Raw genomic sequence first — 13,778 nt, 5'->3', positions numbered from 1 at the left:
TGCTGCGCCCTGCTTCGCAGGCGGCGTGGGGATCCGCCGCCTGCACCATTTTATCAACATAGCAGGGGAGACTGGCATGTCGGGGGCAAGAACCGGCCCGGCCGGGGTCATCAATACGCTGGAAGAAACGTTGATCGCGCTGCTGTTGGGGCTGATGACAGTGATCACCTTTGCCAATGTGGTGGCGCGTTTCGTGTTCAACTCCAATATCCTCTGGGCGCTGGAGCTGACGGTGTTCCTTTTTGCCTGGCTGGTGCTGCTGGGGGCGTCTTACGCGGTCAAGACGCATGCGCACCTGGGGGTGGATGCCATCGTCAACACGCTTGCGCCGCCTGCACGCCGCGTTGTGGGGCTGATCGCGGTTGGCGCCTGCCTGCTGTTTTCTCTGCTGTTGCTGAAAGGTGCCTATGATTACTGGGCGGTGTTTGCGGATCTGCCGCCGACCTCGGGGCGCTGGTTCCCGACGGGGCTGGATATGAAGGCCCGCAGTCAAAGCTTTTACGAGGTGCAGGACGTGCCGATGGTGGGGATCTTCCGGTTTCTGGAGGATCTGATCAACTACGGCGATTCCTACGAAAAACTGCCCAAAGTGGTGCCTTATCTGATCCTGCCGCTGTCGATGCTGTTGCTTGTGATCCGCTTTGTGCAGGCTGCCCTGCGCATCTGGCGCGGTGAGGCCGACCGGCTGGTGGCCAGCCACGAGGTTGAGGACGAGTTGGACGAGGCCCGCGCCCGCGCCACCGGAGAAAAGACGGGGGGAGAAAACTGATGGACGTCGTTCTGCTTTTTGCCATGGTGGTTGGCCTGATGCTGATCGGCGTGCCGATCTCCGTCTCTCTGGGCCTTAGCTCCACCCTGTTTCTGCTGGTTTATTCGGACAGTTCGCTGGCCTCGGTCGCCGGCACATTGTTCGAAGCCTTCGAAGGCCATTTCACCCTCTTGGCCATTCCGTTCTTCATTCTCGCCTCGACCTTCATGTCGACCGGCGGTGTGGCGCAGCGGATCATCCGGTTCTCGATTGCCTGCGTCGGCCATTTTCAGGGCGGTCTGGCCATCGCTGGCGTCTTTGCCTGCATGATGTTCGCGGCGCTGTCCGGGTCTTCTCCGGCGACCGTGGTGGCCATCGGCTCCATCGTGATCGCAGCAATGCGCCAAGCGGGCTATTCAAAGGAGTTCGCCGCCGGTGTAATCTGCAACGCCGGCACGCTTGGCATCCTGATCCCGCCCTCCATCGTGATGGTGGTCTATGCGGCATCGGTCGACGTTTCGGTCGGACGGATGTTCCTTGCCGGTATCATTCCGGGCCTTTTGGCCGGGGTGATGCTGATGGTGACGATCTACGTCATCGCCCGGATCAAGAACATGCCCAAGGGCGACTGGGCAGGCTGGGCCGAAGTCGGCGCCTCCTTCCGCGAGGCGTTCTGGGGCCTGTTCCTGATCGTGATCATCATGGTCGGTATCTATGGCTACCCGTGGTATTCGCCTGAACTGGGGCTTTACAAGGAAGGGGCGATCTTCACGCCGACCGAAGCCGCCGCCGTGGCATCCGTCTATGCTTTCCTGGTGGCAACCTTTGTCTACCGCGACATGGGACCGCTGGCGGGAACCGAGGTGCGCCCGCGCCGCACCGTCCTGCAGGCGCCGCTTGCGCTGCTGTCGGTCTGGTTCCACAAGGACACCAAACGGGCACTGTTCGATGCGGGCAAGCTGACCGTGACGCTGATGTTCGTGATCGCCAACGCGCTGATCTTGAAACACGTACTAACCGACGAGCAGGTGCCGCAGCATATCGCCAATGCCATGCTGTCGGCGGGCTTTGGTCCGGTGATGTTCCTGATTGTTGTGAACGTGATCCTGCTGATCGGCGGCCAGTTCATGGAGCCGTCGGGCCTGTTGGTGATCGTTGCGCCGCTGGTGTTCCCGATCGCAATCGAGCTGGGCATCGACCCGATCCATCTGGGCATCATCATGGTGGTCAACATGGAGATCGGCATGATCACCCCGCCGGTTGGCCTGAACCTCTTTGTCACTTCCGGGGTTGCGGGCATGCCGATGATGGCGGTGGTCCGGGCGGCGCTGCCGTTCCTGGCGGTGCTCTTCGTCTTCCTGATCATGGTAACCTATATCCCATGGCTCAGCACGATGATCCCGAATGCGCTGATGGGGCCGGAGATCATAACGAACTAGAGATTCACGAGTACCGAGTTGTGTAAGAGTTGGTACGAGTGAGGGCGCCCCGGGAGATCGGGGCGCCATTTTCGTCTGCGAGTCTAGAAGCAAAGGCCGTAAAAAAGCCCAGCTCTGCGTCAGAGCCGGGCTTGTCATTGATGTGTGAGGCCGCGCCTCTTGGTCAGGCGTTTTCCAGAGCCGAGATGATCGGAGAGAAATCCGCGGCGGTCAGGCTGGCGCCGCCGACAAGGGCGCCGTCCACGTTCGACACGGCAAAGATTTCGGCCGCATTTCCGGGTTTCACCGATCCCCCATAGAGCAGGCGAATGCCTTCGGCGGTCTCGGCGCCAAAGCGGTTGGTCAGCTCGGCGCGCAGGAAATCGTGCACTTCGCCGATCTGCTCCAGAGTCGGGACCTTGCCGGTGCCGATGGCCCAGACCGGTTCATAAGCGACGACCAGTGTGGCGCCACTGGCGCCCTCGGGCACCGAACCGGCAAGCTGCGTGCCGACGACCGACAGGGTCTCTCCGGCTTCGCGCTCTTCAAGCGTCTCGCCAAGGCAGACCACGGCCAGCAGACCGGCGGCAATGGCGGCTTCGGCCTTGGCAAGGACGATGGCGTCGGTTTCACCGTGATCGGCGCGGCGTTCAGAGTGGCCCAGGATCACCGCGCTCGCGCCTGCATCCAGCAGCATCGCCGCGCTCAGATCGCCGGTATGCGCGCCCGAGGTCGCGGCGTGACAGTCCTGACCACCGATTTGTACCGGTCCGCCGCGGGTGGTGTCCGCCGCGCGCGACAGCAGCGTTGCGGGCGGGCAGATCAGGATGTCGGTGCCATCCGGCGCCGGATGGCCTTCAGCCAGCGCAGCAAGCTCGACCAGCTCTGCCCCGGTGCCGTTCATTTTCCAGTTTCCCGCCGCCAGTTTCCGCCGCATGTGTCGCTTCCCTTGTTGTTCTGTGGCGTGGTGGTAGCACCCCGCGCCAGAGGGAGCAATTGTGCAAGACGCCGCTGGCGTGGCCATTGGAAACACAAAAGGGCGACCGAAGCCGCCCCATGCAATGAATGCCGTAATCTAGGGTGATCAGTCGTCTGAGTTCAGGCGCCGGGCATATCCTTGAAGCTGATCGACTCGCCGCAGCCGCAGGCCTCAGCGACGTTGGGGTTGTTGAACTTGAACCCGCTTTCCAGCAGCGTGGTTTCATAGTCAATCTCGGTGCCAAACAGGAACATCTGTGCCATCGGCGCGATCATCACCCTGGCGCCATCTTGTTCCACGACCTCGTCATTGGGATCGGCGTCATCGACGTATTCCATGGTGTATTCCATGCCGGCGCAGCCGCCTTTTTTCACGCCGATGCGCAGGCCCGCGTGGCCCGCATTCTGCATCAGCTTTGAAATCTGCGCCGCAGCCTTCGGGGTGATGGTTACAGCCTGTTTGCCGGGGATACCGAACATGAAAGTCTCCAGTTTCGCGCGTTACCCTCAATCTAGGGTCCTGCGGCGGCAGGCTCAAGGGGGCGGCGGCAGATGCGATGCACAGGTGCCTGTGCGGTGGCGGTTTTTTTGTCTACAGTCCCATGCAGTTGGCGTAATAGGTCACCGTTGCAGGCCAGTCGGAAAAGACACCGGAGACGCCCACATCCTGCGCCAGAACGTCCAGCACCTGATAATAGGCCGAGGCATCCGAGATCGCGGGTTTCACTGACCGGTAATACCAACCGCCGCCATTTGTCAGCGGCCCAGAGCGCTCCATCGACCAGGCGATGATCTTGAGCCCTGCCTCGCGCGCCTTGATGGCATAGGGAGAGGGCACGATCTTCCCGTCCTCCAGCGCCAGCAGCATCCAGATCGGCGGTGCGATATAGTTAACCCCCATATCCGCCAGATCCTGCATGCTCGGCTTGAAACTCGCGGGGTTGGAGGGATCGACCTTGCCTTCATCGGCATCGGATTTGGAATAGCGGTCATCGAGGTACACCGCCTGCGCGCCGAACTCCGGCTCGTTCTCGATCCAATATAGAACATCGCTGAGATCGAAACTTTGCAGCCAGACATCCGATGCTGGCACGCTCGCGGATTTGTACTCTTCCACCAGCTTCTGCGCGTAGTCTTCCTGCGTGAAACCTTTGAAGGGCATCTTCACCGCGGGGGCCTTCAGCTCGGGCGTGAACTTGGCGCCAAGGCTGCGGAACAGAGCGATGGACTCAGCGTGGGTCATGCTGCGCGCGCCATCCACATAGAGCGTGCTGCGCCATGGGGCGACGCCGCCCTGATAGGCCTCAGCAGTCGTGGCCGTCTTGTCGCGGCTGTCCATCTTGGGAGTCAGGCTGCGGAACTCTTCCAGCGTGATCTCCGAGGTGCGGCACTCGGCCTTGGCGTCCGCGCCGCCGCCTGCGGGGGTGAAGGGGGTGATGCAGGTGTCGGCCAGATCGCTGGTCAGGATATCGGTGGTGGTGTGAAGATCGTTCTGGGCGTGGCGGCAGACCAGCTGCAAATCCTTGGTAAAGGTCACGTCGCACTCAAGGATCCCGGCGCCCATCTGCGCGGCGGCCATATTGCTTTCGACGGTGTGTTCAGGAAAGAGCAGCGGTGCGCCGCGATGGCCGATGGAGAATTCCGTGCGCTGCGGCACCTGCGCGGCGCAGGACTGCAGCCGGTCCTTCAGCGCGCCCGCGGGCAGTTTGTCGACCAGATAGGCCGGGCGAGGGCCATAGGTCAGGGCGGTTTCGGCGACAGCAGAAGTGGCGGCAAGCGACAGGAGTAGGCCGGGCAGGGTAAGGGCCGACAGGGCAAGGGAAAGGCGCAAAGGGGTTCTCCGGAAAAATCAGGTTTGAAACAAAAATCGCGGCGCCGGGTAACACCCGCGCCGCGATCCCATGAAACTATTGTGATGATGAACGGGGCAGCGGTTACATGAACCCAAGTTCCAGACGCGCCTCGTCCGACATCATCTCCATGCCCCAGGGCGGCTCCCAGGTCAGTTCGACATCGACGGATTTAACGCCGGGTACGGGCGAGATCGCATCGACGATCCATCCCGGCATCTCACCAGCGACGGGGCAGCCCGGCGCGGTCAGGGTCATGATGATCTTCACGTCGTTTTCTTCGTTGATGTCGATGGTGTAGATCAGGCCCAGCTCGTAGATATTGACCGGGATTTCAGGGTCATAGACGCTACGGCATGCGTCTGCCACCGCATCGTAAAGCGGGTGGGAAACGGAAGACGGCGCGATCAGCGGCGCCCCTTCAAGAGGTTCGGAAGCGTTGGTCATATCGGTCCCTGACTGGTTATCCGACCGTTTATATAGGGAACAGGGCAGGCGGCGTCCAGTCTTGGACCGCAGGGAAGTTGCGCGCTGGTGCAGAGGACAGGGGCGATTTGTGACTAGTCGTTGATATCCGTATCAAAGGTCTTCACCTGGCCGCGCGGCAGGGCAAAGGCGCGGCGCAGGACAAGCCAGGCGATCAGCGACAGGGCCGCGAAGATGAAGACCAGAACGGGCAGGCCAAAGGTGCCGCTGCCCGTGGCCAGCAGCAGCACCCCGACGCCAAGGGCGCCGATGGCAAAGCCGAGGAAGACAAAGCCCGGCGCCAGCACCTCCAGAATGCCAAGTACCAGCGCCGCAGCGCACCAGACCCACCAGAGTGCCCAGAAGGGAGCGGCCATCACTTGTTTCCTTTCAGCATCTTGAAGGCATCGCCAAAGGCTTCGAGCGCCTGCGCCGGGACCACGATGGTCTGGCTGCCGGTGCCTGCGCCAAGAGTATTGAGCGCCTCCACCTGTTTCAGCGCCACCTGATACTGCGCCGCCTCCAGACCGTTTTCGGCAATCGCCTTGGCCACCACTCCGGTCGCATAGGCTTCGGCATCAGCCTGAATGCGGCGGGCCTTGGCGGTTTGTTCGGCGGAATACAGTTCCGCATCGGCGGCGAGTTCCACCGCGCGTTTCTTGCCTTCCGCCTCGGTCACCTGCGCCCGGCGCGCGCGTTCGGCATTGAGCTGCTGCAGCATCGCATCGCGGGTGGCCTGATCGAGGTTCACGTCAAGGATCTCGGCGCGCGTCACTTCAATCCCCCAGTCATCCACGGCGCTTTCGACGCTGCGCTTGATCTCGCCAATCAGCTGTGAGCGGTTGGATTGCACCTCATCCAGATCCATCTTGCCGATTTCAGCGCGAACAATCCCGGCGACGGTGGTGGCGATGGCACCATCTACATCCCGGATGCGGTAGACTGTCTTTTCCGGCTCCAGGATGCGGTAGAATACCGAAGTATCGATCTCTACCAGCACGTTGTCGCGAGTGATCGCATCCTGGCTGGCGTTCGGCAGTTGCCGTTCAAGAATCGACACCTTGTGACGGACCGCATCCAGAAAGGGCACGATGAAATTGATGCCCGGGCCAAGCACCGACTTCAGCCGGCCAAAACGTTCGACGACAAATTTTTCCGACTGCGGAACGATCCGAACGCCTTTGAGAATGACGACGATCAGGAAGATCGCCCCGAGAATGTAAAGCAGGCTGCCGGACAAGAGGGCGGTAATCTGATCTTCGCTCATAACTGGAAATCCTGTCTGAAAGGTATGGAACCAAGATCGGGTGGCGGCGGCGCGCGGTCAAGCCCTGCCGCCGCCAGTAGGATCACTTGCGCGCCGTCGCCTGTTTGCGCACCCGCAGGGGGGCGGGGCGCACGTGGTCTTCGATCTCGTCATAGATCAGCCCGGCAATGTTTTTCTTCGAGGTCCGCTCGATACCTTCCAGCCCGGGCGAGGAATTGACCTCCAGCACCTTTGGCCCGTTTTCCGAGCGCAGAAGGTCGACACCCGCGACATTGAGGCCAAAGGCCTTGGCTGCCTTGACGGCTGTGGCGCGTTCTTCCTTGCTGATCCGGACCGACACGGCGCTGCCGCCAAGGTGCAGATTGGAGCGGAAGTCACCCTCGGCGCCCGAGCGTTTCATCGCCGCAACCACTTTGGAACCGACCACCAGACAGCGGATATCCTCGCCATTGGCCTCTTTCACGAATTGCTGCACCAGGAAGTTTGCCTTGAGCCCGCGAAAGGCGGTGATCACGGATTCGGCGGCCTTCTTGGTTTCGGCCAGCACCACGCCTTTACCCTGGGTGCTTTCCAGCAGTTTCACGATCAGGGGGGCACCTCCGACGATGTCGATCAGGTTCTTTGTATCCTTGGGCGAGGCGGCAAAGGCGGTTTCGGGCATGCCGATCTTCTGACGTGCCAGTACCTGATGGGCGTGCAGCTTGTCGCGACTGGCGGTGATGCCAGCGCTGCCATTGACGCAAAAGGTGCCAAGGGTCTCGAACTGGCGCAGCACGGCGGTACCATATTGGGTGATCGAGGCGCCGATGCGCGGGATCACCGCGTCATAGCGCGGCAGACGCTTGCCGTCGTAGTGCACTTCGGGCGCCAGCGCGTTGATGTCCATGTAGCAGCGTGTGGTGTCGATGACCTCGACGGTGTGGCCTCGTTTTTCGCCTTCTTCCACCAGTCGGCGGGTGGAGAAATTATCCTCGCGGCTGAGCACAGCAATGCGCAGCACCCGGTTCGGCGCGGCCTTGCGGATGTGTTTCGAGGCATAGACGGCATAGTCCAGTTCCGGTTGGCAGAACCGTTCCGAAGGTGCCACCGCGACGTTCTCTCCCAGCGCCTGGCGACCCAGAAGCATATGCAGTGTCATACCGCTGCGGTCGGTGAGGGTGACTTCGATGGGCCAGCTGTGGCCATCCACCACCAGATCGGTCGAGATGACATAGCGCATTTCGCTTTCGCCATTGGAGGAGGTCACCTCACGCCGGTCGATAATATCAGCAGAGCAGGGGATCCGCAGCCCTTCCTGCCCCGGCACGGGGTGGACGGTAAAGCGTACCTTGGGGGCGGCAGCCGGTCCGAAGGTTTCGATTTCAGTGGCATGCAGGGCAGAGGTGCGGGCGCCGGTGTCGACCTTGGCCTTCATTGCAGGCAGGCCAAGCCCCGGCAGGCTTACCCATTCCTCCCAACCGAGGGTCAGTTTTGCGGCGTGCTCGTCTGTGGACATGCGCTTGGCTCCTTGGCATTAGGGGAATCTTATAGTCGTCAGATGACAGAACTAACGCAGGAAGTCGAAATGTCAGAGCTTTTCAAGTTTGAAATGAAAGCGCAGGACGGAAAAGCACGCACCGGTGTGATCCAGACGCCGCGCGGTGACATTCGCACGCCTGCCTTCATGCCCGTTGGCACCGCTGCGACGGTCAAGGCGATGATGCCGGAAAGCGTGCGCGCCACCGGCGCTGACATCCTGCTGGGCAATACCTACCACCTGATGCTGCGTCCAACGGCTGAGCGGATCGACCGGCTGGGTGGCCTTCATAAGTTCATGAACTGGCAGCGTCCGATCCTGACCGACTCGGGCGGGTTTCAGGTGATGTCGCTGGCGGGCCTTCGCAAGCTGACCGAGAAGGGCGTGACCTTCAAAAGCCATATCGACGGCTCCCGGCACGAGCTGACGCCAGAACGCTCGATGGAGATCCAGCGGCTCTTGGGCAGCGATATCGTGATGTGTTTCGACGAATGCCCGGCGTTGCCTGCGGACCGCGACCGCATTGCCGAGTCGATGCGCCTGTCGATGCGCTGGGCCGAGCGGTCCAAGGACGCGTTTGGCGACCGGCCCGGTCATGCCCTGTTCGGGATCATGCAGGGCGGGCTGGAACAGGACCTTCGCGAGGAAAGCGCCAAGGCGCTGACCGACATCGGTTTTGATGGCTACGCGGTGGGCGGTCTTGCCGTGGGCGAGGGGCAGGAGGCGATGTTCGGCTGCCTTGACTACGCGCCGGACATGCTGCCGCAGGACAAGCCGCGCTATCTGATGGGGGTGGGCAAGCCCGACGATATCGTCGGCGCCGTGGCGCGCGGCATCGATATGATGGATTGCGTGTTGCCGTCGCGCTCTGGCCGGACCGGGCAGGTCTTTACCCGCCGCGGCGTGGTCAACATCAAGAACGCGCGCCACGCGGATGATCCGCGTCCGCTGGATGAAGAGTGCAGCTGCCCGGCCTGCTCGAACTACTGCCGCGCCTACCTGCACCATGTGTTCCGCGCCAACGAGATGATTTCGGGCATGCTGCTGACCTGGCACAACCTGCATTACTTTCAGGAGATCATGCAGGGCATGCGCGATGCGATTGCGGCGGGGACGTTCGAGGCTTGGCAGAAGGACTTCCACGACACCCGCGCTGAAGGTGATATCGAGCCGGTGTAATCGGGGGGGTATTAAACCGCTGACCACCCTTTTCCGGGTAAGAGGCGGGGGCTGATTGCCCTTTACCTGCGCGGCGACCGTTTATGCCTTGTTCACCAGTTGTGAAGACCTTTTTGCTAGTTTCCCGCCAAAAGGGGAGAATGGTGATGAGGTGGTATCTGGCGCTGGCTTTTGCGGCCTTGATGGGTGGCTCGATCGCAGCTCAGGCGCAGGCGACACAGGATAACACCACGCCAGGATCGCTGGCAGAGGCATCAAGTTTCTTCAAGGCACCGCGCCTTAACGGTTGCAGCATTCCGCTAGAGGATCTGGTCAAAGGTGGCTCTGCCGGGCTGCGCGGCCAGTGGATCGTTCAAAAAGGCCCGGGAGAGATGTCGACGGCTGTCGGCGGGCGCATCGAGATGGTGCCGCTGCCGCAACGCAGCGGCGACACCCTGTCGCTGCGGTTTCGCAATGGCAGGCTGGTGGCGGATTCGCCGGTGCTGGGGCTTATTGGGATCTCTGTACAGGACCGGGGCCCACTAAAGCCCGGCACGGGGCTGCGCGCCGAAAGCGTCGGCCGCGGCGATCTGCCGGATGATGCCGAGGTGTTCCTGGATGAGGTGTCTCTGGGGCCGCTGCCCTGCGGCGCCGATCAACTGATCAGGCTGGCCCTGCTGGCCGAGCGTCCAACCGGCACCGGAGAGGTCTTGCGGCAGGAGGTGCGCTTGTTCCTGATCGATGAAACACGGATGAGCGGAACCTATATTGAAACCGGGCCGGGCGGGCGGATGGAGCGGGGATTCATCACCCTGATGCGACGCTGAATTGACCCGCATGGCCCAAACCGGAGGCAGCTCGCAGCCCCCTTCACCATTTGCTCACCCTTCCTGCATTTGCGCCCTTGTGGTCGCCGCCCTGCAGGGGCAATGTGAGCGCAAAGATTGAGGCGCTGCGGTTGAAATACATGCTGAACCGCACCAGATAACAGATCAAAGAGGAGACGACTGCGGCTGCCGCTACCTGGGGCCTGGACGTCTTGCCAAAGAAAAGGACCGAGTATGCAAGAGCCACTCAATTCTTCCTATCCCGTGCTGCCGCTGCGTGACATCGTGGTGTTCCCGCACATGATCGTGCCGCTGTTTGTCGGCCGGGAGAAATCGGTACGCGCCCTGGAAGAGGTGATGGCCGATGACAAACAGATCCTGCTGTCCAGCCAGATCGACCCCTCTGAGGACGATCCGGAAAGCGATGGCATCTACCGCGTCGGCGTGCTGGCCAATGTGCTGCAGCTGCTGAAGCTGCCCGATGGCACCGTCAAGGTGCTGGTCGAGGGCCAGACCCGCGTCAAGATCACCGATTTCCTGGAAAACGACAGCTATTTCGAAGCCCGCGCCGAACTGCTGAACCAGATGCCTGGCGATGTTACCACCACCGAGGCGCTGGTGCGCACCGTTGGTGATGAATTCGAACGCTACGCAAAAGTGCGCAAGAACATCCCCGAAGAAGCGCTGAGCGCAGTTGGCGAGACCACCGAGCCCGCCAAGCTGGCGGATCTTGTTGCAGGTCACCTCGGCATCGAAGTCGACCGTAAGCAGGAGCTTCTGGAAACCCTCTCGGTCAGTGAGCGTCTGGAAAAGGTCTATGGCCTGATGCAGGGCGAAATGTCCGTTCTGCAGGTCGAGAAGAAGATCAAGACCCGCGTCAAATCCCAGATGGAGAAGACCCAGCGCGAGTACTATCTGAATGAGCAGATGAAGGCCATTCAGAAGGAGCTGGGCGATGGCGAAGAAGGTTCGGGCGAAGTAGCCGAACTGGAAGAGAAAATCGCCGAGACCAAGCTGTCCAAGGAAGCCCGCGAAAAGGCCGACGCCGAGCTGAAGAAGCTCAAGAACATGTCGCCCATGTCGGCGGAAGCCACGGTCGTGCGCAACTATCTGGACTGGATGCTGTCGATCCCGTGGGGCACCAAGTCCCGCGTGAAGAAAGACCTGAACCGCGCGCAGGATATCCTCGACAAGGATCACTACGGCCTTGAGAAGGTCAAGGAACGCATCGTCGAATACCTTGCCGTGCAGCAGCGCTCGGCCAAGCTGAAGGGGCCGATCCTCTGCCTCGTCGGCCCTCCGGGTGTGGGTAAGACCTCGCTGGGTAAATCCGTGGCCAAGGCGACTGGTCGTGAATTTATCCGCATTTCGCTCGGTGGCGTACGCGACGAGTCCGAGATCCGCGGCCACCGCCGGACCTATATCGGCTCGATGCCCGGCAAGATCATCCAGGCGCTGAAAAAGGCGAAAACCACCAATCCGCTGATCCTGCTCGACGAGATCGACAAGATGGGCCAGGATTTCCGTGGCGACCCGGCCTCGGCGATGCTGGAAGTGCTTGATCCGGAACAGAATTCCACCTTCGTGGACCACTATCTGGAGGTCGAATATGACCTCTCGAACGTGATGTTCCTGACCACCTCCAACAGCTACAACATGCCGGGGCCGCTTCTGGACCGGATGGAGATCATTCCGCTGTCGGGCTACACCGAGGACGAAAAGCGCGAAATCGCCAAGCAGCACCTCGTGTCCAAGCAGGTGAAGAACCACGGCCTCAAGGCCAAGGAGTTCGAACTGACGGATGAGGCGCTGACCGACATCATCCGCACCTACACCCGCGAGGCGGGCGTGCGGAACCTGGAGCGTGAAATCGCCAAGGTGGCGCGGAAATCGCTGACCAAGATCGTCAAGAAGGAAGCCGAGAGCGTCAAGGTCACCCATGACAACCTCGACGAATTCCTGGGCGTGCCGAAATACCGCTTTGGTCTTGCTGAAAAGGAAGATCAGGTCGGTGTCGTAACCGGTCTGGCCTATACCTCGGTCGGCGGGGAGCTCCTCAGCATCGAGGCGCTGCGTCTGCCGGGTAAGGGCCGGATGAAAACCACCGGTAAGCTGGGCGACGTGATGAAGGAAAGCATCGAGGCTGCCTCCAGCTATGTGCGCTCTGTCGCGCCACAGCTGGGGATCAAGCCGCCCAAGTTCGACAAGTGGGACATCCACGTGCACGTGCCCGAAGGTGCCACGCCCAAGGACGGCCCCTCGGCGGGTCTGGCCATGGTGACCTCCATCGTGTCGGTGCTGACCGGGATCCCGGTGCGCAAGGACATCGCCATGACCGGCGAAGTCACCCTGCGTGGCAATGCGCTGGCCATCGGCGGGCTCAAGGAAAAACTGCTGGCAGCTCTGCGCGGTGGCATCAAGACGGTGCTGATCCCCGAGGAAAATGCCAAGGATCTGCCGGACATTCCCGACAACGTGAAGGAAGGTCTGGAGATCATCACGGTGAGCCACGTGTCCGAAGTGCTGAAACACGCACTGGTGGGCAGCCCTGAGCCGATCGAATGGGACGAGGAGGCCGAAGAGGCCGCCGCTGCCCAGGCCGCGCTGGAGGCGAAATCCGCATCGGCAGCCCCCACCGCGCATTAAGCGCCGGTAGCAGAAAGATAGTAAAGGCGGCCCGCTTGGGCCGCCTTTTTCTTTTTTTGCTCGATACCTACCAATACTCCTGATTTCGGAAGGGCGCGGCGCAGGAGGCAGGACCGACCAGCGGCGCGAAGGCTCCGCCAGTCAGCGATTGGCCCAGCCAGCCATGCGGGTAGGACAAAGGCATGGGCGCAGCGGCCTCCTGTTCGGTGATCTGCCTGAACCCGACCTTGGCGTAGAAATTGACATCGCCATAGGTCAGGATGATATCAACGCCATGCCTTTTCAGCAGGCTGAGGCCATGGCGCAGAAGCGCCTGACCAGTGCCCTTGCCCTGCTGATCCGGCGCAACCGCTACCGGCGACAACAGAAAGACCACCCGGTCGTCCTGATCATAGCGCATCCGCGTGAACAGGATGCTGGCAACCACCGCGCCGCCCTCTAGCACGGAGAAGACAAACAAATCCTCCTCTTCCACCGTGGTGAGGAGGGCGCGCACCAGCGCAGCGATGGTTTGCCCTTCGTCGGCGCCTTCCGACGCGGTGAAGGAGGCGGCGAACAGGTCGGTGATCTCGGCTGTTCGCCCCTTGTGGCCTGACACAAATTCCATGGTCTGCTCCTTTGATGTCATGATGTTATCGTTGGTTCAGCTGCGCGCGTACGGCTTTGATCCCCAGTCGCGAGGCGCGATAGGGTTTGCCGTCGCGCGATTGGATGAAACGGCGTTTGTGCAGGCGCTGAAAGACGCCAAGGGTGCAGTCCGACAGAACGTTGCCCTCGCGGGTGTAGCAGGTGATGCTGCGGATCTTGCCGTTTTCACTGCGTTCATGATGGATGCTGCCGCCAAGGGCGAGCTCGTGCAACACGCGTTGCTCGTGTTTTGAGATATTCAACGGAAGTCTCGATTT

General features: G+C 61.4%; 14 protein-coding genes. 5 read left to right on the top strand and 9 right to left on the bottom strand.

Annotated elements, in window-relative coordinates:
* Positions 1-76: 76 nt before the first annotated feature.
* Together AAFO90_RS11245 and AAFO90_RS11240 are read left to right on the top strand one after the other, a co-directional pair.
* Positions 77-769, top strand: a complete 693-nt coding sequence (locus AAFO90_RS11245; protein WP_065273801.1) for a TRAP transporter small permease — start codon at positions 77-79, stop codon at positions 767-769.
* Positions 769-2,187: a TRAP transporter large permease gene (locus AAFO90_RS11240; protein WP_274833635.1), complete on the top strand. Its 1,419-nt coding sequence runs from the start codon at positions 769-771 to the stop codon at positions 2,185-2,187. Before AAFO90_RS11245 ends, AAFO90_RS11240 begins: the two co-directional genes overlap by 1 nt.
* Before the next feature lie 163 nt (positions 2,188-2,350).
* Here the strand turns inward: AAFO90_RS11240 and tpiA are convergent, their stop codons facing one another.
* The 7 genes from tpiA to rimK all read right to left on the bottom strand — a co-directional run bounded on the left by tpiA (position 2,351) and on the right by rimK (position 8,221).
* Positions 2,351-3,103 carry a triose-phosphate isomerase gene (gene tpiA / locus AAFO90_RS11235; protein WP_347509475.1) on the bottom strand — a complete coding sequence of 251 codons (753 nt, stop codon included), beginning with the start codon at positions 3,101-3,103 and terminating at the stop codon, positions 2,351-2,353.
* A gap of 161 nt (positions 3,104-3,264) precedes the next feature.
* On the bottom strand, positions 3,265-3,624 hold the full coding sequence (locus tag AAFO90_RS11230) for an iron-sulfur cluster assembly accessory protein (protein ID WP_065273204.1): 360 nt from the start codon (positions 3,622-3,624) through the stop codon (positions 3,265-3,267).
* A gap of 112 nt (positions 3,625-3,736) precedes the next feature.
* Positions 3,737-4,975, bottom strand: a complete 1,239-nt coding sequence (locus AAFO90_RS11225; RefSeq protein ID WP_347509474.1) for a glycerophosphodiester phosphodiesterase family protein — start codon at positions 4,973-4,975, stop codon at positions 3,737-3,739.
* 103 nt (positions 4,976-5,078) lie between these two features.
* Complete coding sequence (locus AAFO90_RS11220; RefSeq protein ID WP_065273205.1) at positions 5,079-5,441, bottom strand: SUF system Fe-S cluster assembly protein; 363 nt, start codon at positions 5,439-5,441, stop codon at positions 5,079-5,081.
* A 113-nt stretch (positions 5,442-5,554) separates the two neighbouring features.
* Positions 5,555-5,836 (bottom strand): hypothetical protein, encoded by a 282-nt coding sequence (locus AAFO90_RS11215; protein ID WP_347509473.1) that lies wholly within the window; start codon positions 5,834-5,836, stop codon positions 5,555-5,557.
* Positions 5,836-6,726: an SPFH domain-containing protein gene (locus AAFO90_RS11210; protein WP_065273207.1), complete on the bottom strand. Its 891-nt coding sequence runs from the start codon at positions 6,724-6,726 to the stop codon at positions 5,836-5,838. Before AAFO90_RS11210 ends, AAFO90_RS11215 begins: the two co-directional genes overlap by 1 nt.
* An 82-nt stretch (positions 6,727-6,808) precedes the next feature.
* Positions 6,809-8,221 (bottom strand): 30S ribosomal protein S6--L-glutamate ligase, encoded by a 1,413-nt coding sequence (gene rimK, locus AAFO90_RS11205; RefSeq protein WP_347509472.1) that lies wholly within the window; start codon positions 8,219-8,221, stop codon positions 6,809-6,811.
* Between the two features lie 69 nt (positions 8,222-8,290).
* Here rimK and tgt point away from each other — a divergent pair, with 69 nt between their 5' ends.
* From tgt to lon, 3 genes are all read left to right on the top strand, one after another.
* Positions 8,291-9,421: a tRNA guanosine(34) transglycosylase Tgt gene (gene tgt / locus AAFO90_RS11200; RefSeq protein ID WP_274836779.1), complete on the top strand. Its 1,131-nt coding sequence runs from the start codon at positions 8,291-8,293 to the stop codon at positions 9,419-9,421.
* A gap of 146 nt (positions 9,422-9,567) precedes the next feature.
* Positions 9,568-10,227, top strand: a complete 660-nt coding sequence (locus tag AAFO90_RS11195) for a hypothetical protein (protein ID WP_347509471.1) — start codon at positions 9,568-9,570, stop codon at positions 10,225-10,227.
* A gap of 234 nt (positions 10,228-10,461) precedes the next feature.
* Positions 10,462-12,873 carry an endopeptidase La gene (gene lon, locus AAFO90_RS11190; protein ID WP_274828687.1) on the top strand — a complete coding sequence of 804 codons (2,412 nt, stop codon included), beginning with the start codon at positions 10,462-10,464 and terminating at the stop codon, positions 12,871-12,873.
* A gap of 67 nt (positions 12,874-12,940) precedes the next feature.
* Here the strand turns inward: lon and AAFO90_RS11185 are convergent, their stop codons facing one another.
* Positions 12,941-13,480 (bottom strand): N-acetyltransferase, encoded by a 540-nt coding sequence (locus AAFO90_RS11185; RefSeq protein ID WP_347509470.1) that lies wholly within the window; start codon positions 13,478-13,480, stop codon positions 12,941-12,943.
* A gap of 25 nt (positions 13,481-13,505) precedes the next feature.
* Positions 13,506-13,763 (bottom strand): YjhX family toxin, encoded by a 258-nt coding sequence (locus AAFO90_RS11180; protein ID WP_274828683.1) that lies wholly within the window; start codon positions 13,761-13,763, stop codon positions 13,506-13,508.
* Positions 13,764-13,778 lie beyond the last annotated feature (15 nt).

The sequence above is a fragment of the Phaeobacter sp. CAU 1743 genome (assembly GCF_039839315.1).
In the GTDB taxonomy this organism is placed as follows: domain Bacteria; phylum Pseudomonadota; class Alphaproteobacteria; order Rhodobacterales; family Rhodobacteraceae; genus Phycobacter; species Phycobacter gallaeciensis_A.
The sequence above is the reverse complement of the archived record's forward strand: the minus strand, read 5'-3'. Positions and strand labels throughout refer to the sequence as shown.